The following is a 22,682-nucleotide window of genomic DNA, read 5'->3' as shown; positions in this document are numbered from 1 at the left end:
GGCTCTGTTTACAAAGAATGAGGATAAGCTTTCGAAGCAAAGGTGGGATGCCAAATGTTTAAGCATTTATTTTCCACAATGAACGAGGTTTTGGAAGAAATCCAAAAAGAATATCCGAATAGTGACGTGGAAAAAAAGGCGGAGCTCGACGAACAATTGCAGGTGTTGAAAACGATGAGCGATGAGTTCATCGAAGCGTGGCTGCTTTTTGAGGAGAAGTTGGGAAAGTTTTATGGGGCCGTACCGATGAGTACCCAAACCCTTCATGATGAGCTGATGGAGCTAGATTTATCGGGGAAGCAGACGGATGAATTCATGCGGGGGCAGGGGTATTACAAGCTTTATATGTATGATCAAGCGATCAAAGAATTCCAAGTGCTGATTCAAAGGCAGCCGGATTTCTTGCTAGCTAGGGTATATTTAGCGATGGGTCATTTGCGCAAAGGGGAGTTTGGAGAAGCGTATCAACACTTCAAGTTCCTTTTGCCCCTGACCGACAATACCAAGATGAAGGCCATTTCCTACAACGCAATGGGCTGCATACAAGTGCAAAATCAGAATATGGAAAAAGCCTTTGAATATTTTCAAAAAGCGTATCACACTGATCCTTCTTGCATGGAGCCGCTGATCAATTTGGACGAATCCTAAAACGGAAGCGGCTAACTGGGTATTCCCTTTTCCTAATAAGATTTGGTATGCTAGGAGAAGTGCAGGACGAAAGGATTGAAGATACACGTCATGAAATTTGCAGTTTTGGATTTTGAAACGACAGGAAGTCAGCCTGTGGATGAAATTATTCAGGTTGGACTCGTCATTATAGATCAATTTCAAATTACTCACAGGTATACTTCTCTGGTCAAACCAGGGATAAGTATACCTTCTTCGATTACAACACTTACAGGGATTACGGAAGACATGGTTGCGGATGCTCCTCCACTTGACCAAGTCATGGCGGATATGTTTCCGCTGTTGTTTGATTGTGTGCTTGTGGCGCACCATGCGGCTTTTGATTTATCCTTTTTGCAAAAAGGACTCACGAAAACAGGATACCCGCCTTTCACAGGACGTGTGCTGGATACGATGGATTTGCTGCGCATCCTATTTCCATCGATTTCGAGTCTTCAACTCAGCATGGTAGCCGGTTTGTTTGGTATTGATCATGAAAGGCCACACCAGGCGGATAGTGATGCGGAAGTAACGGCAGCCATATGGATTATTTGTTTGGAGCGCTTGCTGGGGTTGCCACTTCTAACGATTCAACGTTTGCAGCATATTTTCGAAAACGTCAATAGCGATTTAGGCTGGTTCCTCGATGAAATATGCATCTACAAAGAGTCTATCACCAGTGTGGATATGGATACGAATCGATATTTCCGGCAATTTACGCTGGGTGTCACCGATTGGGGCGATGAGGAAGATACGCGCAAAGACTCCGATGCGGATGGTTTAGGTTCTTCTTTTACAGAGTTCCATCAAGGTTTGAAAACAGCCTTACGGGAAAAATTCGAGATCTTTGAAGACCGCGAATCGCAAGAGCAGATGATCCGGGAAGTTGAAAAGTCACTCGAGCAGGATCAGCATTTGATGATTGAAGCGGGAACAGGAACAGGGAAGTCGCTAGGGTATTTAATACCATCTATTTATTATGGCATCAAGTATGAGAAGAAAGTGATCGTCTCTACGCATACGATTAACTTGCAAGAACAACTCCGTGAGCGGGACATTCCTCTCTTGAAGGAGATTTTCCCTATCCCATTCAAAGCTGCTGTACTCAAAGGCAGAAGTCATTACTTATGCTTGCGTAAATTCGAGACGAAGCTAACAACACGTGATTACGAGAATGGCAAGGAAGATCCGATCACGGCAGCGCAAATGGTTGTATGGCTGAGTGAGACGGAGCATGGGGATGAAGAGGAGCTGCATTTTGGAAATAAAGGTGCGCAGTTCTGGTATTCGGTTGCAAGTGACACCGATTCTTGCTTGAATCGCATGTGTCCTTGGTACAAGAAATGCTTCTATCATCGCGCTCGGAATGACGCCAATACGGCCGATGTGATCATCACGAACCATTCCCTCCTCTTCACGGATATGAAGGCTGAGAACCGCCTTCTACCCTCTTACAAGCACCTTGTCATTGATGAGGCTCATCACTTCGAAGAAGTGGCCAGTAAACATCTTGGTATTGAGCTGCATTCTTCGGCATTTTATCATTCGTTGCTATGGCTATATAAAGATAATCGCAGCGGCCAATTACCGATGCTGCGGTTTCGATTGCAGAAATCGGATGAGCAGCCGGAACGCGCGGCCGCATGGAGTCAAACCATTGACGGGCTCTTTCCCAAAATCGTGCAAATCAAAGAGGATTGGGATCGGCTCAGCGAGGCGCTCTACGAACTGTTATCTTCTAGAAGCGATCCATCGCAATCGGAAAACTCACAGTACGTACTGCGGATGAAGCCCGAAACGCTTCCAACCGAGTGGCGAGAGCTTCTGATCATGGAAGACAATATTTATTTGAATGCGAATGATTTACTCCGCACGCTTGATAAATTGTTAAATGAAGTGAAGGACATGCAGGAAGTTTTCGGGGTCCAAGGTTTAGTCACCGATTTGAATGGCACGGTAAAGGAACTGTACAACCATCGAGATGCCCTGCACTTTTTTATGAAAATGGCCGATGAGGGTTATGTGTATTGGATGGAAGCGGGCACCTATGCCAAATCGAAGTCGCTGCAGCTTGTATCGGTGCCTACCGATGTAAGTGGTCTGCTGCAGCAGCATTTCTTTGAGACTAAAGACAGTATTATCCTGACCTCCGCGACGTTGTCTGTTAATAAATCTTTTCAATATTCAGCGGATCAATTAGGGTTAGTTATCCCTGAGGATGAAGAATCGGGCAAGCTGAAAACCGTTCAATTGCCATCTCCATTTAATTATAGAGAGCAAGCTCTCGTCGTGATCCCTCGGAACTTCCCGACCATCAAAGGTGCCGGTGATCCTGTTTTTATCAACGCACTTATTGAGTCGCTTAGTGATGTTGCGCGAATTACCAAAGGACGTATGTTAATTTTGTGCACTTCGAATCGTATGCTTAAGCAAATTTATGCTGGTATGAAGGATCTCTTGAAGCCACATGGAATTACCGTGCTCGGGCAGGGGGTTGACAGCGGCAATCGGAGTAAACTGACCCGGATGTTCCAAGATAACAAGATGTGCGTCCTACTGGGTACCAGCTCGTTCTGGGAGGGTGTCGATATTCCAGGAGATGCGCTAAGCTGTCTTGCGATTATACGATTGCCGTTTCAACCGCCAAATCATCCTCTTGTCGAGGCGAAATGTGAAAATATAAAGAAACGCAATGAGAATCCATTTATGAAATTTTCTGTGCCGCAAGCTGTCATTCGATTTAAGCAGGGCTTTGGCCGACTTGTCAGACGTGCATCCGATAAAGGCATCGTTATCATCTATGATACTCGTGTCATTGATACGTATTATGGCAAGCACTTCCTTTATTCATTGCCTGGTCCGAAGATAGAGCATATGACGACCGAGCAAATGTTACCTAGGATTGAAGAGTGGATGGGGGAGGCGTAAAGTTGAAAACACAAAAAATATCGGAAGCCGTCGTTCGGAGGCTGCCCATTTATTTACGCTTTCTGAATGAACTTGCAATGAAAAATGTTTCGACGGTATCTTCGCAGGATTTGGGTCAAAAACTCGATCTGAATCCGGCACAGATTCGCAAGGATTTGGCTTATTTCGGGGAATTCGGCAAAAAAGGAATCGGTTACGACATTGCTTATCTAATTGAGAAGATTAGACAGATCCTGAAGTTGGATCGCCATATTCAAGTTGCTCTTGTTGGAGCGGGTAACCTAGGTCGCGCTTTATGCAATTATAATACTTACTTACGAAATGATATGAAAATTGTCGCTGTTTTTGATGCAATGCCAAGCAAAGCAGGGGAATCGATCAACAATCTAATTGTTCAACCGATGCATGAGATGAAGAGTGTTTTATCTGAATTAGGCGTTCGCATCGGCATCATTACGGTTCCTGCGAATGAAGCTCAAAATGTAGCCAATCAATTCGTAGACTGCGGGATTGAAGCGATATTGAATTTTGCTCCGGTCATTATTAAGGTTCCTCCTGAAGTTCGAGTACATCATGCGGATTTTACAACCGAATTGCAAAGTTTAGCTTATTATTTGGAATAGAAAAAGGGGCTGTTCCAAAAGTAAATCTACTTGCGGACAGCCCCTTAAGCCGTATTACCTTCTGGGACATACGAATCGGTATGCAGAACGAAATCCCTACTTCCACTGGATTATTCCAATGGAAGTAGGAAGCAGACTGCGAAATACATTAATGGGATTTCATTTTTCTGAATATGACTTTTGGATAAGCCCTATTCTGCAAAACAAAGGAGCTAAGCACATACAAGCCGCTTAGCTCCTTTTTCATTCAAATATTCACTTTTTTTACCAATTGGATCTGTCCCACACATCTATAGTGTTACTTTTGAGACAGCCTACTTATTTTTAGAAAATGAGTCTGAATAGCACGAAGTAGATCGAGAATGCGAGAGCGATGCTGATTGGAATCGTAATAACCCAAGTGATCAACATGCGTCCAACCGTGCCCCATTGAACTTCATGGAAGCGCATGACACTGCCTGTTCCGATAATCGCGGAGGAAATAACATGCGTTGTTGACAATGGTTTACCAATATGAGTTGAGAATTGAATAACAAGTGCTGACGTTAAGTCCGATGCAAAGCCGTTAATCGGTTCGATTTTAACAATTTTACCTGAAACGGTTTTAATAATTCGCCATCCACCGATGGATGTTCCAAGTCCCATGGCCAAAGCGGCAGCAATTTTCACCCAGAGCGGTACTTCAAGGTCTGTTTGAACACCCGCTGCAACTAAACCAAATACGATAATCCCCATTGCTTTTTGTGCATCATTTCCACCATGTGAGTATGAAAGTAATCCCGCGGATAAAATTTGCAAGGTACGGAATATACGATTTAGTTTCGATCTTGATGTATTTCCAGACCATATAACGATGTACTTGATCAAAATCATAATTAGGTAACCTAGGGCGAAAGCAATAATGGGCGATAGTACCAAAATGATAATAATTTGAGTAAAACCATTCCAGTTCACCGCATGGATCCCAGCGCCAGCGATAACAGCTCCAGCTAGAGAACCAAGGAGTGTATGCGAAGATGAAGAAGGAATCGCCAGATACCAGGTCAACAAGTTCCAAATGATAGCCGCAAGTAAGGTAGCAATGACGATTTCAACACCGTTTTCAATTTTGGCTGGGTTCGCTATACTTCCTCCAACGGTTTTGGCCACCTTAGAGGAAACCATGGCTCCGACAAAGTTGAGTGTGGCGGCCATTGCGATGGCTACACGCGGACTTAATGCTCGTGTGGAAATGGAAGTTGCAATCGCATTAGCCGTGTCGTGAAATCCATTAATGAAATCAAAAAGCAAGGCAAGTACAACGATAATGATTAAATAAGTTAACATGATTTCCTCCTAAGAGTTTTCCAATGGGAAAACTTTCTTCGTAAACATGGACACGAAAGTGCCTTATGAATAACGAAGTACAACGCTATCAAGGATATTGGCTACATCTTCACAAGCATCTGTTGTTTCTTCCAAACGCTCATAAATTTCTTTTAATTTAAAATCTTCGTACAGGTCTTTACGTGTGATGAAAATTTGGCGAATCCCTTCGCGCATCAAACGGTCTCCGTCATTCTCGAGGGAATTAATAGCAACTGTATGCTCAGGAATTTGCATGTATTTTTTCTTGGCTAGAAGCTTGAACGCATCCAGCATATGCTGGCAAGAGTCTACAATGACAGCAGAAAACTCTTTCATATAAGAATCTGTATGGGATACAGAAAGATAGTCGAAACGAGCAATTGTAGCTTCAATACCGTCTGTTACATCATCCACTTTGGAGGCTAGAACCATAATATCTTCACGATCAATCGGTGTAATAAATACTTTGTTTAAACCTTTAAAAATTTCGTGAGTAATGGAATCGCCTGCATGCTCTAAATCGTTAATCGCTTTTACATACTCAATTGGCGGTTTATCACCCATCATGGCTGTGCGAAATAGTTGAGCAGTTTGCAATGCGTTTTCTGCAGCACGGATGAGAAGCTGCAAGAAATCGACTTCGTTCTTTTTCGTGAATAACGTTGTCATATAATCCTCCTATATTTTACTATATGTACTAGTTTTTGATCGAATATTTAAGATAAACAGACCAAATGGTAGAAAAAACTCACAAAGTTAAAAGTATCATAACAATTGCATTGAAAGCAACGAAAATTCCGTGACATTTAACAATTTCTTAACATCATTTGGCTTCCTTGATTTTACAAGCCTGAAGATGTAAAGTTTAAAAAGCAGTGTCCTTAATAGAATGAGCATAGAGAGGGATTTTTAGTATGAAAAAAACATTAATTATGAACGGTATTTTTATCTCAAATAATGAAGCGAAAACGTCTATCAAGGGCTGTATGGTCATAGAGGGCAGCCAGATTACATACATCGGTGAGGAAATACCTGAACCTCGAGAAAATTATGACGAAGTCATTGACGGTACGAACAAGCTTTATATGCCTGGTCTTGTGAATACGCATGGTCACGCAGCGATGTCACTTTTACGCGGATACGGTGACGATCTTGCGCTCCAAATTTGGTTAGAAGAGAAAATGTGGCCAATGGAAGCCAAATTCAGCGCCCGAGATGTGAAGTGGGGGACGCAGTTATCTATATTAGAAATGATTAAAGGTGGTACGACGACTTTTGTAGATATGTATGACCATATGAACGAAGTTGCTAAGTCCGTTGAAGAGTCAGGTATGCGAGGTGTACTGACCCGAGGAATTATTGGACTTTGTCCATCGGACGTACAAGATGCTAAATTGAAGGAAGCCACTGAGTTCGCAAAAAACTGGCATGGCGGTGCGAATGGAAGAATCACGACCATGATGTCCCCACATGCTCCCTATACATGTCCACCAGACTATATAGAGCGGATTGTTCAAGTGGCTCATGATTTAAACCTGCCCATTCATACTCACATGTCGGAGACAAGCCGTGAAGTTCAAGGGAATGTTGATCAATACGGTTTGAGACCCGTTGCACATTTAGAAAAGCATGGCGTGTTTAGCAGACCGACGCTCATCGCGCATGGTGTTCATCTCACAGATGAAGAAATCAGTATCCTTAAGCAATATGATGTTCGTATTTCCCACAACCCAGGAAGCAATCTGAAGCTTGCTAGCGGTGTTGCTCGAGTTCCTGAACTTCTTCGTGCAGGCGTGAAGGTTTCGCTTGGAACGGACGGAGCGGCCTCCAATAATAACTTGGATATGTTCGAAGAAATGAGACTCGCCGCGCTGATTCACAAAGGTGTTTCTGGCGATCCTCTAGCTGTGCCTGCTGCAGAAGCGCTTCTAATGGGAACAAAAATGGGTGCAGAATCAGTATGGTTAGACAATGTAGGTCTACTGCAGGCTGGCATGAAGGCAGACTTTATCGCACTGGATATCGACCAACCGCATTTCCTTCCGAAGACGGACTTCTTGTCCCATATTGTTTACTCTGCTTGTGCAAAAGATGTAGTTGATGTGTGTGTAGACGGAAATTGGATTGTCCGCAAGGGTGAATGTTTAACACTGGATGAAGAAAAAATTAAGCGTGAGTTTGAACAATGCTTTGATAAGCTCATTGGCTAAGTGATTCCTTGTAAGTTCGTCTGGGGAGGTGAGCGGCGTTCATGAATGCGAAGCGAACAAGGATCATAGCATTCGGTGTATTTATTATTTTGACACTTGGTGTAGTGCTTAGTCGCTTTTATTTAAATGTTCAGAATGAGCACTGGGATGATAAGCGCAAAGCGGTAGAAACAGCTTATGAGAAAAGTATTATGACGAAAGCAACCAAGGTGGATTTCTTCTATGGAGATGAACCGCTTCAAATCGTTTATGGTGAAGACAAGCTGGGGCAAGGCGTTATTGTTTGGGTTTCAGACAAAGGGATACACGCTGAGATGACTGCTGAATCGTTCACCGAAGCGCAAGTCCGAGAAACCGTGCTTAAAAAAGCTCCAGAGATTGAAATAGAACGCGTGTTACCAGGTAAACTTGGTAATGACTATGTCTGGGAAGTTTTCTATAAAAAGAATGAAAACAGCGGTACACGCTATTTCTATGATTATTACAAATTCAAAGATGGACTCTATATGGATACGTACCGACTCAGCCTGCATTAGGCTGAGTTTTTTTTGTTTCCACTCATTTCATAAAGCTAATGTATGTATCGCGTGATATACTCATCGTATAGCAATTGAGGCAATAAAATACGTATAGAAAGGGGGACGTTGACTGATGAAGCTGCGTCTCTTACCTGTCGTCATGAGTGTTGTAATATCTGCTGGAGTTTTATTCGGAGGTTGGTTCGCTTATACAAGTTTAGCTATGGAGAATCCATTATCTGATATCATTAGCAAGGTTCCCGGTGTAACGAGCTCAACGATGAAACTGGACAATAACCAAGTTGACATAGAAGTTAGTCTAAACCAAGATGCCAATTTAAGAAATGTTGTTGAAAGTATTCATAAAGAAGGTGCATCCATAATCGGTAAGCGTTCTGTGAATATAAATGTGAAGAGTAACCCGTCTGAGAAACTGGATCAGTGGTGGTCTAAAGCATTATTTGAGGTAGCACAAGCAATGGAGACAAAGCATTATGCAGACATTCCAACAACACTGCAGAAATACGCTGAGGGTGTTCCAAATATGAAAGTAGACAGTGAAATGGATCAAACTAATGTATATATTCGTTTGACAGATGGTGATGCCACCAAATTCATCATGCTACCTAGAACTTCCCAGATAGGAGTGTGGCCGAATGAGTAAAATTTATAAAGAAATTGGGATTGGATTTATACCGGTTCTACTGATCTTTTTAGTTTTCCTAGGTGTTAATGTGATACCTATCCTGTTTGTTAGTGTATTGGGTGTTTCCTTGTTTTACATGATTAAAGGCCGCGGCGGTGCTGGGATATCTGCTGGTGGTGGTGATCGTAAAAGCAAAAATCGTACGCCTTCGTATTTAACGTTTGATGAGATTGGCGGACAAGATCGCGCTAAGAAAGAATTGATGGAAGCTCTTGATTTTCTAATCAAGCATGAAGAAATTAAGAAATTAGGTATTCGTCCGCTCAAAGGGATTCTGCTTACTGGCCCTCCTGGAACAGGGAAAACGCTAATGGCTAAAGCGGCCGCGCATTATACGAATTCTGTTTATATGGCTGCTTCGGGTAGTGAATTTGTTGAAATGTACGTCGGTGTCGGTGCAAGTCGTGTACGTGACCTTTTTAAAGAAGCTAGAACACGCGCTGTTAAAGAAGGCAAAGACAATGCGATAATTTTTATTGATGAGATTGATGTTATCGGTGGTAAACGTGACGGTGGTCAACATCGTGAGTACGATCAGACGCTGAACCAGCTATTAACTGAAATGGATGGTATCCATACGAATGATGCTCCCCGTATTTTGATCGTTGCAGCAACGAACCGCAAAGAAATTCTCGACAGTGCTTTATTGCGTCCGGGACGCTTCGACCGTCATATTGAAGTGGACTTACCGGATAAGAAAGGACGTCTGTCCATTCTCGATATTCATGTAAAAAATAAACCGCTTGCTCAAGGCGTTTCTTTGGATATGATCGCTGATCAAACTTTTGGTTTCTCTGGTGCACAGCTAGAAGGCGTTCTGAATGAGGCCGCCATTTATGCCATGCGAGAAGATAAACTGGCTATTGAACAGCACCATCTAGCTTCCGCGATTGATAAAGTAATGATGGGGGAAAGAACGGATAAAGAAACGGCGCAAGAGGAAAAAGAGCGCGTCGCATATCACGAATTGGGCCACGCGATTGTTGCTGAAATTGTTCGCCCTGGCTCTGTTTCTCAGGTTACCGTTAGTCCGCGGGGGAAAGCGCTGGGATATGTGCGTCATAATCCACCGAAAGATCATTATTTGTACACCAAGGATTATATTGAGCAGCAAATCATGATTGCTCTCGGCGGCGCCGCGGCTGAAGAAATCTTCTATGGTGGACGCAGTACAGGTTCGCGTAACGATTTCGAGCAGTCACTTTCCATGGTTCGTAATATGATGGATTCCGGACTTACTTCCCTCGGTATCATTGACCGCGATATGGTGACGAAGGATCAGCTCATGAAAGAGAATACAATCATCCTTGATGCCCTCATGATTCGCACCAAGGAGCTGTTAGAGCAGCAGCGTAGTGTGTTCGAACATTCCTTTGCAATTTTGATGAAGGAAGAAGTTCTTTCCGGTGAAACTTTCCGCAAATTGTTTGATGATTCTGTTTCGAAGAGTGCATAAGTTTACCGTTGGCCATGTGGCCAGCGGTTTTTTCGTATTTTAATTATGCTCAATTGCTAGTTGTGGATAACTTTGAATTCCCCTTAATAGGAGCTGCTCTGAACAAAGTTATATCGTCAATGCGTTTATGAAGTGCTGGAATTGTGTCAAAGCTGAGATAATCTAGCGAATGTTTTGTGTATACTAATGAAATTGGGTAACAAAAATTGTATGATATGATTGGGTTTTCGAAATGAGGTTGGATTGAGAATTTATTGAGAATTTGATCGATTAAGAAAGTGGAAAATTAAGAAGTTGGTAAGACGCAGCGTGGGAGAAGGAGAAACGTGGCATGGTATTCAAAACAATAGGTGTAATCGGTGGGGGAACGATGGGACAGGGGATTGCTGAAATGCTCGCTGCCCGTGGTTTGGACGTATTACTCGTTGAGAAAACAACAGATAAGCTCGACCGAGCCATGGAACAGATTGCGGTCAGCTTAGATAAGCAAATAGAACGGTGGTCATTGACAGAAGCGGAGAAAAAGCTGATTTTAGCCAAAATCAGAAAAGCTGATTCACTACAAGATATGGCTGCTTGCGATATGGTTATTGAGACGATTTCGGAAGATTTGAATGCTAAAAAGCATGTATTTTTTCAACTTAATCAAATTTGTTCGCCAGCCATTATTTTAGCAACGAATACATCCACCCTTAGCGTGACTGAGATTGCTGCGGTCACCACGAATCCTGAACGTGTGATAGGACTTCATTTTTTACATCCCGTGGCGAAAATTGATCTCGTCGAAATTATCCGAGCGATGAAAACGTCGGACGAAACCTTTGAACAAACCCGCCGTTTTGTGGACGAGCTTATTTTAAAGAAAAGTATTAAGGTCACGGAGTCGCCTGGCTTCATTACAACAAGGCTTATTTGCACATTGATCAATGAAGCGCTGCACACGTTGTCCGAAGGAGTAGCTTCCGCTGAGGATATCGATAATGCCATGCGGATCGGTTATGATTTCAAATATGGTCCTCTGGAAATGTGTGACCGATTCGGGTTAGATTCCGTACATGCAGCACTTGAAGGCATGTTCCGCGATTATGGGGACATGAAGTACCGTCCGTCCTTCCTATTGAAACAAATGGTTCGAGCGGGGCATCTAGGAGTCAAAACAGGAGAAGGCTTTTTCCGTTATGACAAGGATGGTGATCGTTTGTGAATATTCTCGTTATTAATGCAGGGAGCTCTTCGCTTAAATACCAATTATTCCAAATGGAAAATGAAGCCGTTCTCGCCAAAGGCAAGGTAGAGCGAATCGGGATGGAAACGGCAATATTGACACATGAACCTACGGGAAAAGCCGAAGTTCATGAGGTTAGGGAGATTCTCGAGCACACGACAGCCATTCGAAAGGTGCTGGAGTTTCTGGTGCACCCTGAACACGGCGTGCTAGCATCCACGTCGGAAATCGACGCCGTCGGTCACCGAGTCGTTCACGGCGGCGAATCCTTCAAGAACTCCGTCCTCGTTAATGACGAGGTGAAAAAGGAGATCAAGCGGCTCTTCGATTTGGCACCGCTCCACAATCCGGCGCATATGCTCGGCATCTCAGCGGTGGAGGCGAACATGCCTGGCGTGCCGCAGGCCGTCGTCTTCGACACCGCCTTCCATCAGTCCATGCCGGCGCACGCCTACCTATACCCGGTACCGATGGCTCTGTACCGGAAGCACAAGGTGCGCCGCTATGGCTTCCACGGCACCTCGCACAACTACGTGAGCGAGCGTGCCGCAGCCTTCCTAGGCCGCCCGCTGGAGCAGCTGAAGCTCGTTACCTGTCACATCGGTAACGGAGCTTCCTGCGCCGCCGTGATGGGCGGTAAGTCGGTGGATACGAGCATGGGGATGACCCCGCTCGAAGGGCTGATGATGGGCACGCGCAGCGGCGATCTCGATCCGGCTATCGTGCCCTATGCGATGGGCAAGGAGGATTTGACGCTGGGCGAGATCAGCTCCATGCTGAATAAGCACAGCGGGCTGCAGGCGATCTCGGGGATCTCCAGTGATATGCGGGAGATCGTCGAAGCACTGGAGGCGGGCGATAAGAACGCCGCGCTTGCTTTTGAGATGTATGAGTATCGGCTGCGCAAATACATAGGCGCTTACGCCGCGGCGATGAATGGCATCGATGCGATTGTTTTTACAGCTGGCGTCGGAGAAAACTCCGAGCTGCTTCGTAAAAAGGTCTGCGAACACTTGACATTCCTCGGTGTGGAATTCGATGAAGAAGCGAACCGTAAGGGGAGAGGTCTGGAGCGGCGGATTACGAAGCAAGGATCCAAAGTGGAAGTGCTTGTGATCCCAACCAATGAGGAGTGGGTGATCGCTCGAGATACATTTGGACTCGTTCAGTCACAAACCATCTGATTTTTTGAATGGCCTTGATAGAGGTTTTCTTATGGAAATAGTGTACAATAAAGAAGTGTTCAATAGGCTCGAGGCATCGGAATTTATTGAATAAAATGACGAAGTTAATTTTTTTACGAAAACTTTAAGGAGGTTCAAAAGCAGAATGAAATGTACGATAAGCGAAGTTAAACATCATGTCGGCGAGTCGGTTACCATTGGCTGTTGGCTAAACAAGAAACGTTCAAGTGGTAAAATTCAGTTTTTACAACTAAGAGACGGTTCCGGATATATACAAGGTGTCGTAGTCAAAAGTGATGTAGGAGAAGACGTCTGGGAAGCTGCTTCTAAGCTAACGCAAGAAAGCTCACTTTACATAACAGGAAAAGTGAAAGAGGATACGAGGAGTAAAGGCGGCTATGAGCTTGATGTCCTAGGCGTTGAAATTATCCAAGTGACGGAAGAATATCCGATAACACCGAAAGAGCATGGCGTTGATTTCTTGATGGATAACCGCCACTTGTGGATTCGGAGTCCGCGTCAGCGTGCGGTGCTTGTGATTCGTGCCCAAATTATTCAAGCCGTTCAGCAATTTTTCAATGAGCGTGGCTTCCATTTGGTCGATCCACCGATTCTAACTCCTTCCTCATGCGAAGGAACAACGAATTTGTTTCACACCAAATACTTTGATGAGGATGCCTTCCTTACACAAAGCGGACAGCTCTATATGGAAGCAGCCGCGATGGCACTTGGCCGTGTGTACTCTTTCGGTCCAACATTCCGTGCTGAGAAGTCCAAAACACGCAGACATCTTATCGAGTTTTGGATGATTGAACCGGAAATGGCTTTTGTCGATCATGTTGAGAACCTGGAAGTACAGGAGCAATTCGTTTCTTATATCGTTCAAACCGTGCTCAAAAATTGTGGACCAGAGCTGGAAACCTTAGAGAGAGATACAAGTAAGTTGGAGAAAATTCAAGGAAGCTTCCCGCGGATTACGTATGATGAGGCCGTTGACTATCTACAAAAGAACGGTCATGAATTCCAATGGGGCGAGGATTTCGGTGCTCCGCATGAAACAGCGATTGCTGCTCAATATGAAACACCGGTTTTTATTACGCATTGGCCGACAGAAATTAAAGCGTTCTATATGAAGCCTGATCCTAGCCGTCCGGAAGTCGTGCTTTGCGCCGATATGATTGCGCCTGAGGGGTATGGAGAAATCATTGGAGGCAGCCAAAGGATTGATGATCCTGAGCTAATGGAGCAACGCTTCCAGGAGCATGAGCTTTCCAAAGAAGCATATCAATGGTACCTTGATCTTCGGAAATATGGCACCGTGCCGCATTCCGGTTTCGGACTTGGGCTGGAACGTACGGTTGCTTGGATTTGTGGTTTGGATCACGTGCGCGAAACGATTCCATTTCCTCGTCTCTTATACCGTTTGTACCCGTAACCGAGTTTATCGACCATGGGTAGAAAGGGGATCGGATGAGCATACAATCTAATACACAGCAGCAAATAGAAGCTGTCCTTGTGGCAGGCTTTCTGGAAGGGAATGTCGGAGTCCCAAGCCTTCTTCTCAAAAATTACCGCGCCCTCCAGTTGACCGAAATTGAAGTCATGACATTGATTCATTTGATATCATTTCTGGAAAAGGAAAAGAACGATTTTCCAACCACGGATGAGATTCAATTCCGGATGTCAGCTTCACCAGATCTGGTCATTGCCAGTCTGCAGAAATTGATTCATGAGCAGTTCATCGCGATTGATGAGGATACAGCAGAAATAACAGGGATACGCAGTGAGCGATACAATCTTACGCCGTTATACCAAAAATTAGCCAAACGGGTGGCTGAGCAGCAGATGGCAGAGTTAAGCACGATCCGCGCATCCATCCCCTCTGACGAGAGTGCTAAAAATATTTATACAACATTCGAAAAAGAATTTGCACGTCCGTTAACGCCTATGGAACTGGAAACAATCAGCGGTTGGTTGGATAAGGATATGTACAAAGAAGAGCTCATTATGACGGCTCTCAAAGAAGCTGTATTTGCAGGTAAAGTACACTTCCGTTATATTGACCGGATATTACTGGAATGGAGCCGCAATCGAGTGGCGACTGTGGACCAAGCCAAGGAATATTCGCAACGATTTCGACAATCTAGATAAATAGAAAAACGTCCTAATCTTCTCACAGTTCTCAACTGTAGAAAATGGGACGTTTTTTCATTGGGGCTGCCAGTTCTTGTAATGCTTTTTAGCTAGTGTGAATAGGACTGTATTCAAACCGAAGGCAAAGAGATAGACAGGAAACGAGTAGATAAGCTGCCAACCATAATACTGAAACACCGAAAAGGTGACAGCAAGAGATTCAAAGCCAACAGAGGCAAACGACCAAACCAGGATATGTATAAACTGAAAAGGAGCACGAATTGGATACTTGTCATAAAAATACACAAAGAAATAGCCAACTAAAGGAAAAGGAATCGTGTAAAGCAGAAAATCGAACAAATCATAGTTTGGGGTATCCATAATATCATACACATTATAAGGGTATGAGGAAGACAAGATATTATCGACGGCTCGTCCCAAATAGGAGTTGAAAATCATCATGAGCAATGCGATGGGAAGCGGAATTCGCTTAGGCAGCATGCAATAAAGCAGGATCAATGCGATCATAATGATCGTAGCAAAGCCTTCGTTTGCATCAAAAGTAATCGGTGGAATTAAGATCATACAGGTTGTTTGTCCCTACCTTTCAACCATCGAAGTACGTACATGAGTCCCACAGTAGAAACGATAAAAGTTAGCCAAACTACAATAGACCACCAAAACTTCCAGTGCACGACATATACATAACCCGCAAGCTCCATAACAATATGCATACTTGCTAATATAAGAGTATAAACACTAGTGAGAATCAGGCGCTGCCACTTACGACTCATTTTTATATAAAAATGCAGAAACCAAATCATAGACATAGGAAATAATAATAAATAATAGAACATGGTATCCCAAAATATTTGGTAGGTGCGATAAGGAACAATGAGCTGTAAATTCCTTACTACAATTTCAGAAAAGTCTTCCCCGAACAGTGAGACCCAAAACCAATAGACTAAGACCTCGAAGAGATTCATGTTTTTTTTAACATATACATAAGAGATGAATAGAAGTAGAAATAAACTTGTATTAATGACTGAGAACATAGGCGTATTTGTATTCCTTTGCATACGGATTTAACAAGTAAAAGTAGTGTTACCCATCTTGAGTGATTCTATGAGACAAAAAAAGTCAGAGCCTCGCCCATTTGGGCAAGGTCCTGACTTTTTATATTTTTTATTCAAATAGCTATTAATTGCCTTTATGCAGCAAGTGCGAACGGTAAACATATTCGAAAAGGAACTCGAACGCTTCGAGATGGCGCTTAGCTTCAAAAGCATTCGCTCCCCAGGCATAAATGCCATGCTTGCGCAGGACGATACCGGGAATTCGCGGAACAATCGCGCCTTCCACCAGTTCGGCGATACGAGGGATTTCAGCATAATTGGGTAAAATGGGAATTTCGATCTGAGCTTCTTCATCCCAAATATTGAATGCCTTAATAAGTTCAACGCCGTCTACGGGTATGCTTTTACGCTCCCAATACAGTTCAGAGATTAAATTATTGAATATCGTATGTACATGAAAAATGGCGCCTGCACCTGTTAAACGGTAGATTTCGCTATGAATCAAGGTTTCTGCCGATGGCTTCAGGCTAGTAGCTTCCGTCGGTTGACCTTTCTCATTCACGAGTAGAAAATCCTCAGGTGTTTGCACGGATTTATCTCTACCGCTTGATGTGATAGCGAATGTGAATGCGTCAGGCTCGAAGCCGCCCACACGAACAGATAGATTGCCGCTCGTTGCAGGAAACCATCCTCTGGCCGCTAAATTAGCTTTAATATCACGCAAATCAGCGAATGCACGCTGCTTGTCTTCTAGTAAAATACTCATACTACAGGTTCAGCCTCCAATTGCTTCATAATATCAAAGAAAGTTTCGAACGAGTGATACGGATAGTCTAACTGCTTACACATATCGATGAGATGAGAGCGAGCAAAGATCGTATCGACCAGCTTAGCACCCTCGAAATCCGTAATACTATCACCGATGATAATTCGCTCATATTGATTAGCGTCATAAGAGCGAATAATGCTTGTTTTGCACATCCCACAGTCAGTTTTACAATGTTCGTCACAATGATTTGGCCACAAAATCTCAATAGCGTTTCCTTCAAATGTGCTGGCATTGCAATAGATATGCTCACTTGGGATTGCAAAAGGCTTCAGCAGTGGATAGATAAAAAAATCGATGCCGCCGCTCGTAATCAAAAGCTTGATATTCTGTTCTTTGCAATAATCTACGAATTCTTTGAATCCATCACGAATCACAGCGTTATTGATCGCATATTCGACAATCTCATCTTTACGGGAAGTAGGAAGGAGGGCAAACATCTCACCAACACCTTGACGTATCGAGATAGTTTTGTCCAAAATTTGTTCTACGATGGCTTCCCAACCAGCTGGGTTGAAATGCTTCATGATGGCAACGATGTTATCGTTCACGGTAATGGTACCGTCAAAGTCACAAAAAATAATGCGTTCCTTACTCATTCGGGAGTCCCCCAAGTATCGATAGCTGATTGTAACTCTGGATGTGTTCGAGCATAGTCTTGCAGTGTAATTCCTTGCATGGTTGCATCAATCGCCTGACGGAAGGCTTGCCCACCAGCAATCGTACCGAGTGGATGTCCATGGATGCCTCCACCTGCATTGACGATGACATCCTTACCGAAATCACGCAGAATAAGCGGGACAAGTCCAGGGTGAATGCCTGCGGAAGGGACTGGAAAGCTTGCAGCTAGTTTCAATTGTACATCGGCAGGTGCGTTATAGATGTAATCTTTTCGTAAATCATCTGTTAGAAGCGCGTGCTTAATTGCCATGTTCTCTTCCCTAGGCATAACGACTGAGCCATAAGGAGAAGGGAACAGCACTAAATCTGCTCCGGCCAAACGCATGAGCTTGCCAAGCAGCACAGAAGCGGATATGCCATAGTGCGGTGACGGATAAGTCGCACCTGCCATTGCTGGATGAGCCATGATGGGAATCGTTATTTCCGGATCGGTGCTTAATTCATGCAGCGTATCGAAACCGTAAGCTAATACATTAAATAGTAAAGCGTTAGCTCCAGCACCGATTGCTTTCTTGGCTTGAGATGCAAGCTTGGATGTAGGTCCGGTTAAATTGACAGCATAGAGCAGCTTTTGACCTGTTTCCTTGGTGGCTTGTGCAGCTGCTTCCAGGCAAATCTCGATCCGTTTCTCCAATGGTGTTAATGGATTTTCAAATAAAATCTCATCGTCTTTAATGAGATCCACACCGCCGGCTGCTTGCAAATAAAATTGTTCGCGCAGAGCTGGAAGCTCATACCCGACTACCGATTTAAAGATACTCATTAATAAGGGGCGATCATGGACACCAAGGAGCTCTCGCACACCTTGTATACCGAATTTGGGACCGGAGAAGCCCGATAAGAAGTCAGATGAGAAGGATAAGTCAATTAGCTTTATTTTGCCGTCCATCGACAGCTTTCCGAATACGGTAACCAACAAGGCAGGGATGTCCCTGCTGAAGTTAATATCTGGATATGCGATTGTGATATCGGCATAGCGGTTTGAAGTAGGTTCTCCATGAGCGGGCTCATGTACTTCAACCGAAATGACTTTCCCTAAATGTTTCTCCATTTGGGCTTTTTGCGCTTCGGGCAGTTCGGTCCAGCTGCCAACCGTAAGGCCGACAGCAATGCTAGTTGCTTTTTTATGAAAATCGGCTTTCTCATCGAAACTCCGATAGGTGGCTAGACAATATGCGTTCATCGTAAACATTCACCTGCTTTTATAGAATTAGACCTCATGAAATTAGGAGGATTTCACTACGGGGCTTGGCGCAGCAATTTGTTCGCCCATTTCTTTGGCTCGCTCCGCAGAACGAAATACCGCTTGTGAGATAGCTTCGCTAAACTGAAAACGATCCAACGCTTCTATAGAAGCTTGCGTTGCCCCATTTGGCGATGTGACCTTGCGGCGAAGCTCAGCAGGATTTTCTTGCGTAAGCTGAACCATATGCGCGGCTCCGAGCACCGTTTGAAGTGTTAATTGATGTGCATCTTCTGCGGAAAGACCACCCTCAATGCCAGCTTTGATCATGGCTTCCATGAAATAGTAGACATAGGCAGGACCGCTGCCGGATACACCTGTCAGAATTTCTAATTTCTCTTCCTCTACGATCGTTACAGTACCAACGGCTTCAAACATTTGGGTAGCAACTTGTTTGAATGTAGCATTGACCTTGGAGGAGAAGCTCATCCCTGTAGCGCCTAGACCAATTGTGCTGGACGTATTTGGCATTGTGCGAACAATCGGCATGTTGGTTTGCAGTAGAGCTTCTGTTTTTGCGATAGAGAGCCCAGCAATGACCGAAACGAGAAGCTGCTGTTCGTTCAAAAGCGGCTGCAGCTCGGCGAAGGCATTCTCCACATCCTTAGGCTTCATGCAGAGAACGACGACATCAGCAACACGAAGAAAGGTTTCCTTCGTTAATGGGTCTGAAGTTGCCTGCAGTCCGTATTCCGAGCGTAGAAAAGCTAACCTGTCTTGATCCGAGCGATTCATCACATATATATTTTGGGGAGCAGCGACTTTTGTTTCAATGAGTCCGCGGATGATCGCTTCCGCCATCGAACCAGCGCCGACAAAGGCAATTTTGGTTTGGGATAAAGTAGTGGACATCGTACATTCCTCCTTGAATTTAGAATCGTTATTCGCGTATTTGTCCGCTTCCATAAACGCGGTATTTGGTTGAAGTTAATGCTGGTAGACCCATCGGTCCGCGAGCGTGAAGCTTTTGGGTGGAGATGCCGATTTCCGCGCCGAAGCCGAATTCAAAACCATCGGTGAAGCGGGTCGAAGCATTGTGATAAACAGCCGCTGCATCAACTTCCTGTAAGAATCTTTCAGCATTGGCCGCATTTTCCGTCACGATACATTCGGAGTGCATCGTCCCGAATTCACGAATATGAGCAAGGGCTTCATCGAGATCCTTCACAACTTTGATGTTAAGAATGTAGTCACCGTATTCGGTTTTCCAATCTTCGATTTCGGCAACCTGCATACTAGGAACTAACTCACGAGCTCGTTCGTTACCTTTGAGCGCTACATGAGCGCCTTTGAAAGCCTCTGCAATGGCACTTAAATGCTTTTCTGCAATAGACTCATGCACAAGTAATGTTTCCATGCTATTACAAACAGAAGGACGTTGAGCTTTGGCGTTGATCCCGATGCGAACGGCCATATCGAGCTGTGCACTTTCATCTATAAAAGTATGACATACACCCGCACCTGTTTCAATGACAGGAACTGAGGCGTTATTGACAACATTTTGAATAAGTGAATGCCCGCCTCTTGGAATAAGCACATCGATGAGTCCATTCAATTTCAGCATTTCATCTACGGAACTGCGGTCTGCGCTAAGAATCAATTGAAGTGCATCAGCAGGAATGGCAGAACGTCTTAATGCACCGTGCAGAACTTCAACGATTTTCTCATTGGAAAATAAAGCGGAAGAACCGCCACGCAGAACGACTGCATTGCCTGTCTTGAGACACAAACCTGCAGCATCTACGGTTACATTAGGTCTTGCTTCATAAATAATGCCGACCACGCCAAGGGGCACACGGATTTTGCGAATGCGCAGACCGTTTGGACGTTCAAATGCTTCCAAAGTATCCCCAACAGGATCTGGGAGCTCGGCTATTTGGCGCAGACCCTCAGCAATCGCTGCGATGCGGGATTCATTTAAGGCTAAACGGTCTAGTAGGGAAGCGCTTGTTCCTAATTCTTTGCCTCGCTGCAAATCTTTGGCGTTCGCTTCGATAATCGCCTGCTGCTCCGTTACAAGGCTATCTGCCATAAGGAGGAGTGCCGCATTTTTTTGTTCAGTTGTCAGATTACCCATCGTCTGGGCAGCTTGTTTGGCTAATTTAGATTTTTGAACGACTTCACTCATGGGAAGATCGACCTCCTGTTTGGAATAAGGAATGGCAATGCGTAAGTATATGCTCTACAGATCGTTCATATTGACTGCCTTCTCGGCGTTCTTTACATTCTACTACACGCTCATTTGCTTTCTTGCCGACTGTTATTCGCAGAGGGAAGCCGAGCAGATCCGAATCATTGAATTTAACGCCAGGACGTTCATCCCGATCATCCCATAGGACGGAGTAGCCTGCCCTAATTAACGTAGTATAAATCTCTTCGGATAATTTCATTTGGACTTCATCCTGAACATGAACGGTCAGTAGATGAATGGAAAATGGCGTAATGGACTCAGGCCATATAATGCCTCGTTCATCATAGTTTTGCTCGATAATGGCAGCTAGCACACGTGAGACACCAATGCCATAACAGCCCATAATGATGGGCTCGGAAACCCCGTTCTCGTCGCTGAATGTTGCGCCAAGGGTACTGCTGTATTTGGTGCCGAGCTTAAATACGTGGCCAAGCTCTATCCCTTTCGCAAATGAGAGCTCGTGCCCACAATGGGTACATAACTCACCTTGGGCGACGTTGCGAACGTCATAATATGTTATCGCTCCAAGATCACGCTCGACCTCCACATGAACCAGATGGAAATCGGGCTCATTGGCTCCGACGACAGCATTCTTCAAGCCCCTGATAGAAGAATCAGCGATGATTCTCACATTCTGGAGTCCAGTTGGACCGATAAATCCGGCAATGGATCCTAACTTCTCTATGTCATCTTCGGAAAGCATGGAGACCTGGGCAGCCCCAAGGGCCTGCTTCAGCTTGATCTCATTTAATTCATAATCGCCTCGCAGGAGGACAATAACTGGCGCTCCATCTACTTGTAAAGCAACAGATTTAATGATCTGATTGGCATCTATTTGTAGAAATTGACTTAGCTGCTTGATGCTTGTCACTTGCGGCGTGTGAACTTTCACTGGTTGGTAAGCTGGTAAAATGGTATCGGATTTTCGTTGTTCAGGTAGCGTTCCAATTGCTTTTTCAATATTCGCTGCATATTGGCAGGCGGTGCAGTGGACGATTGTATCTTCACCAACATCAGCCAGGGCCATGAATTCATGGGTATCTGTCCCGCCGATAGCGCCGGAATCGGCTTCAACCGCTCGGAACTGCAATCCGCATCGTGTGAAAATTTTAACATAAGCGTTATACATACTTTGATAGCTAACATCTAGCCCGCTTACCGCACGATCGAAAGAATAGGCATCCTTCATGAGGAACTCTCGTCCGCGGAGCAGACCGAATCGGGGTCTTCGTTCATCGCGATACTTCGTTTGAATCTGATATAACGTGACAGGCAGCTTCTTGTAGGAATGAATCTCGTCCTTCACGATCGTCGTGATAACTTCCTCATGAGTAGCTCCTAGTGCAAACTCTCGGCCGTTCCGATCTTCCAAACGCATCAGCTCAGGACCATAGACGTCCCATCTGCCTGAGGCCTTCCACAGTTCGGAAGGGTGAAGAGCTGGCATTAGCATTTCCTGTGCACCGGCTGCATCCATTTCCTCTCGGACAATTTGTTGTATGTTTTGCAGGGCTTTAAGACCTAAGGGTAAATAGGAGTAGATACCACTGGAGAGCTGTCGTATTAATCCCGCACGCAGCATCAGTCGATGGCTGGCGGCTTCTGCATCTCCCGGAACGTCCCGAAGGGTTGGGTTAAGCAATCGTTGTTGTCTCATAGCCCAGAGAGC

The 22,682-nt window shown here is 44.6% G+C and carries 20 protein-coding genes; 11 read left to right on the top strand and 9 right to left on the bottom strand.

Annotation, left to right across the window (positions count from 1 at the left end; all coding sequences use genetic code 11):
• Window positions 1–54 precede the first annotated feature (54 nt).
• The 3 genes from GC098_RS11745 (at window position 55) to GC098_RS11735 (ending at window position 4,217) form a co-directional block, all read left to right on the top strand.
• Complete coding sequence (locus GC098_RS11745; protein ID WP_171643353.1) at window positions 55–648, top strand: tetratricopeptide repeat protein; 594 nt, start codon at window positions 55–57, stop codon at window positions 646–648.
• A gap of 90 nt (window positions 649–738) precedes the next feature.
• Window positions 739–3,594 carry an ATP-dependent DNA helicase DinG, 3'-5' exoribonuclease type gene (locus GC098_RS11740; protein WP_171643352.1) on the top strand — a complete coding sequence of 952 codons (2,856 nt, stop codon included), beginning with the start codon at window positions 739–741 and terminating at the stop codon, window positions 3,592–3,594.
• 2 nt (window positions 3,595–3,596) lie between these two features.
• On the top strand, window positions 3,597–4,217 hold the full coding sequence (locus GC098_RS11735; protein WP_171643351.1) for a redox-sensing transcriptional repressor Rex: 621 nt from the start codon (window positions 3,597–3,599) through the stop codon (window positions 4,215–4,217).
• 324 nt (window positions 4,218–4,541) lie between these two features.
• On the opposite strand, the gene GC098_RS11730 is transcribed toward GC098_RS11735, so the two are convergent.
• Entirely contained in the window at window positions 4,542–5,543 is a 1,002-nt protein-coding gene (locus GC098_RS11730; protein ID WP_171643350.1) for an inorganic phosphate transporter, read from the bottom strand.
• A gap of 63 nt (window positions 5,544–5,606) precedes the next feature.
• The gene (locus tag GC098_RS11725) at window positions 5,607–6,233 is read right to left on the bottom strand and encodes a DUF47 domain-containing protein (protein WP_057301770.1); all 627 of its coding nucleotides are present in this window, start codon (window positions 6,231–6,233) and stop codon (window positions 5,607–5,609) included.
• Window positions 6,234–6,478: 245 nt separating this feature from the next.
• On the opposite strand from GC098_RS11725, the gene GC098_RS11720 reads away from it, so the two are divergent.
• The 8 genes from GC098_RS11720 (at window position 6,479) to GC098_RS11685 (ending at window position 15,014) form a co-directional block, all read left to right on the top strand.
• Entirely contained in the window at window positions 6,479–7,774 is a 1,296-nt protein-coding gene (locus tag GC098_RS11720; RefSeq protein WP_171643349.1) for an amidohydrolase, read from the top strand.
• A gap of 41 nt (window positions 7,775–7,815) precedes the next feature.
• On the top strand, window positions 7,816–8,310 hold the full coding sequence (locus tag GC098_RS11715) for a cell wall elongation regulator TseB-like domain-containing protein (protein ID WP_171643348.1): 495 nt from the start codon (window positions 7,816–7,818) through the stop codon (window positions 8,308–8,310).
• A gap of 115 nt (window positions 8,311–8,425) precedes the next feature.
• Window positions 8,426–8,956 carry a hypothetical protein gene (locus GC098_RS11710; RefSeq protein ID WP_171643347.1) on the top strand — a complete coding sequence of 177 codons (531 nt, stop codon included), beginning with the start codon at window positions 8,426–8,428 and terminating at the stop codon, window positions 8,954–8,956.
• Window positions 8,949–10,454 (top strand): AAA family ATPase, encoded by a 1,506-nt coding sequence (locus GC098_RS11705; protein ID WP_171643346.1) that lies wholly within the window; start codon window positions 8,949–8,951, stop codon window positions 10,452–10,454. Before GC098_RS11710 ends, GC098_RS11705 begins: the two co-directional genes overlap by 8 nt.
• A 331-nt stretch (window positions 10,455–10,785) precedes the next feature.
• Window positions 10,786–11,658, top strand: coding sequence for a 3-hydroxyacyl-CoA dehydrogenase family protein (locus GC098_RS11700; RefSeq protein WP_171643345.1), 873 nt, complete (start codon window positions 10,786–10,788; stop codon window positions 11,656–11,658).
• The gene (locus GC098_RS11695; RefSeq protein ID WP_171643344.1) at window positions 11,655–12,863 is read left to right on the top strand and encodes an acetate/propionate family kinase; all 1,209 of its coding nucleotides are present in this window, start codon (window positions 11,655–11,657) and stop codon (window positions 12,861–12,863) included. Before GC098_RS11700 ends, GC098_RS11695 begins: the two co-directional genes overlap by 4 nt.
• Before the next feature lie 145 nt (window positions 12,864–13,008).
• Window positions 13,009–14,298: an asparagine--tRNA ligase gene (asnS, locus tag GC098_RS11690; RefSeq protein ID WP_171643343.1), complete on the top strand. Its 1,290-nt coding sequence runs from the start codon at window positions 13,009–13,011 to the stop codon at window positions 14,296–14,298.
• Window positions 14,299–14,333: 35 nt separating this feature from the next.
• A complete protein-coding gene (locus tag GC098_RS11685) occupies window positions 14,334–15,014 on the top strand; it encodes a DnaD domain-containing protein (protein WP_171643342.1) in 681 nt (226 codons plus the stop codon).
• Between the two features lie 57 nt (window positions 15,015–15,071).
• On the opposite strand, the gene GC098_RS11680 is transcribed toward GC098_RS11685, so the two are convergent.
• From GC098_RS11680 to GC098_RS11650, 7 genes are all read right to left on the bottom strand, one after another.
• Window positions 15,072–15,581, bottom strand: a complete 510-nt coding sequence (locus tag GC098_RS11680) for a hypothetical protein (RefSeq protein ID WP_171643341.1) — start codon at window positions 15,579–15,581, stop codon at window positions 15,072–15,074.
• Between the two features lie 615 nt (window positions 15,582–16,196).
• On the bottom strand, window positions 16,197–16,838 hold the full coding sequence (mtnB, locus tag GC098_RS11675; RefSeq protein WP_171643340.1) for a methylthioribulose 1-phosphate dehydratase: 642 nt from the start codon (window positions 16,836–16,838) through the stop codon (window positions 16,197–16,199).
• The gene (locus GC098_RS11670) at window positions 16,835–17,497 is read right to left on the bottom strand and encodes a 2-hydroxy-3-keto-5-methylthiopentenyl-1-phosphate phosphatase (protein ID WP_171643339.1); all 663 of its coding nucleotides are present in this window, start codon (window positions 17,495–17,497) and stop codon (window positions 16,835–16,837) included. Before GC098_RS11670 ends, mtnB begins: the two co-directional genes overlap by 4 nt.
• Window positions 17,494–18,762: a 2,3-diketo-5-methylthiopentyl-1-phosphate enolase gene (locus GC098_RS11665; RefSeq protein ID WP_171643338.1), complete on the bottom strand. Its 1,269-nt coding sequence runs from the start codon at window positions 18,760–18,762 to the stop codon at window positions 17,494–17,496. Before GC098_RS11665 ends, GC098_RS11670 begins: the two co-directional genes overlap by 4 nt.
• 42 nt (window positions 18,763–18,804) lie before the next feature.
• Window positions 18,805–19,674 (bottom strand): pyrroline-5-carboxylate reductase, encoded by an 870-nt coding sequence (gene proC / locus GC098_RS11660; RefSeq protein WP_171643337.1) that lies wholly within the window; start codon window positions 19,672–19,674, stop codon window positions 18,805–18,807.
• Window positions 19,675–19,702: 28 nt separating this feature from the next.
• Window positions 19,703–20,950, bottom strand: a complete 1,248-nt coding sequence (locus GC098_RS11655) for a glutamate-5-semialdehyde dehydrogenase (RefSeq protein WP_171643336.1) — start codon at window positions 20,948–20,950, stop codon at window positions 19,703–19,705.
• Window positions 20,943–22,670 carry a proline--tRNA ligase gene (locus tag GC098_RS11650; RefSeq protein WP_171643335.1) on the bottom strand — a complete coding sequence of 576 codons (1,728 nt, stop codon included), beginning with the start codon at window positions 22,668–22,670 and terminating at the stop codon, window positions 20,943–20,945. The genes GC098_RS11655 and GC098_RS11650 overlap by 8 nt, the downstream gene beginning before the upstream one ends.
• Between the last annotated feature and the right edge of the window lie 12 nt (window positions 22,671–22,682).

The sequence above is a fragment of the Paenibacillus phytorum genome (assembly GCF_013141715.1).
GTDB classification, from domain to species: domain Bacteria; phylum Bacillota; class Bacilli; order Paenibacillales; family NBRC-103111; genus Paenibacillus_E; species Paenibacillus_E phytorum.
Note: the sequence above shows the minus strand (reverse complement) of the source record. Positions and strands in the feature narration are given on the sequence as shown.

Bases quoted from the DNA above. Each gene is read 5' to 3' on its own strand.
- GC098_RS11745 (WP_171643353.1), top strand. From the start codon at position 55: ATGTTTAAGCATTTATTTTCCACAATGAACGAGGTTTTGGAAGAAATC.
- GC098_RS11740 (WP_171643352.1), top strand. From the start codon at position 739: ATGAAATTTGCAGTTTTGGATTTTGAAACGACAGGAAGTCAGCCTGTG.
- GC098_RS11730 (WP_171643350.1), bottom strand. From the start codon at position 5,543: ATGTTAACTTATTTAATCATTATCGTTGTACTTGCCTTGCTTTTTGAT.
- GC098_RS11725 (WP_057301770.1), bottom strand. From the start codon at position 6,233: ATGACAACGTTATTCACGAAAAAGAACGAAGTCGATTTCTTGCAGCTT.
- GC098_RS11720 (WP_171643349.1), top strand. From the start codon at position 6,479: ATGAAAAAAACATTAATTATGAACGGTATTTTTATCTCAAATAATGAA.
- GC098_RS11715 (WP_171643348.1), top strand. From the start codon at position 7,816: ATGAATGCGAAGCGAACAAGGATCATAGCATTCGGTGTATTTATTATT.
- GC098_RS11710 (WP_171643347.1), top strand. From the start codon at position 8,426: ATGAAGCTGCGTCTCTTACCTGTCGTCATGAGTGTTGTAATATCTGCT.
- GC098_RS11705 (WP_171643346.1), top strand. From the start codon at position 8,949: ATGAGTAAAATTTATAAAGAAATTGGGATTGGATTTATACCGGTTCTA.
- GC098_RS11700 (WP_171643345.1), top strand. From the start codon at position 10,786: ATGGTATTCAAAACAATAGGTGTAATCGGTGGGGGAACGATGGGACAG.
- asnS (WP_171643343.1), top strand. From the start codon at position 13,009: ATGAAATGTACGATAAGCGAAGTTAAACATCATGTCGGCGAGTCGGTT.
- GC098_RS11685 (WP_171643342.1), top strand. From the start codon at position 14,334: ATGAGCATACAATCTAATACACAGCAGCAAATAGAAGCTGTCCTTGTG.
- GC098_RS11680 (WP_171643341.1), bottom strand. From the start codon at position 15,581: ATGATCTTAATTCCACCGATTACTTTTGATGCAAACGAAGGCTTTGCT.
- mtnB (WP_171643340.1), bottom strand. From the start codon at position 16,838: ATGAGTATTTTACTAGAAGACAAGCAGCGTGCATTCGCTGATTTGCGT.
- GC098_RS11670 (WP_171643339.1), bottom strand. From the start codon at position 17,497: ATGAGTAAGGAACGCATTATTTTTTGTGACTTTGACGGTACCATTACC.
- GC098_RS11665 (WP_171643338.1), bottom strand. From the start codon at position 18,762: ATGAACGCATATTGTCTAGCCACCTATCGGAGTTTCGATGAGAAAGCC.
- proC (WP_171643337.1), bottom strand. From the start codon at position 19,674: ATGTCCACTACTTTATCCCAAACCAAAATTGCCTTTGTCGGCGCTGGT.
- GC098_RS11655 (WP_171643336.1), bottom strand. From the start codon at position 20,950: ATGAGTGAAGTCGTTCAAAAATCTAAATTAGCCAAACAAGCTGCCCAG.
- GC098_RS11650 (WP_171643335.1), bottom strand. From the start codon at position 22,670: ATGAGACAACAACGATTGCTTAACCCAACCCTTCGGGACGTTCCGGGA.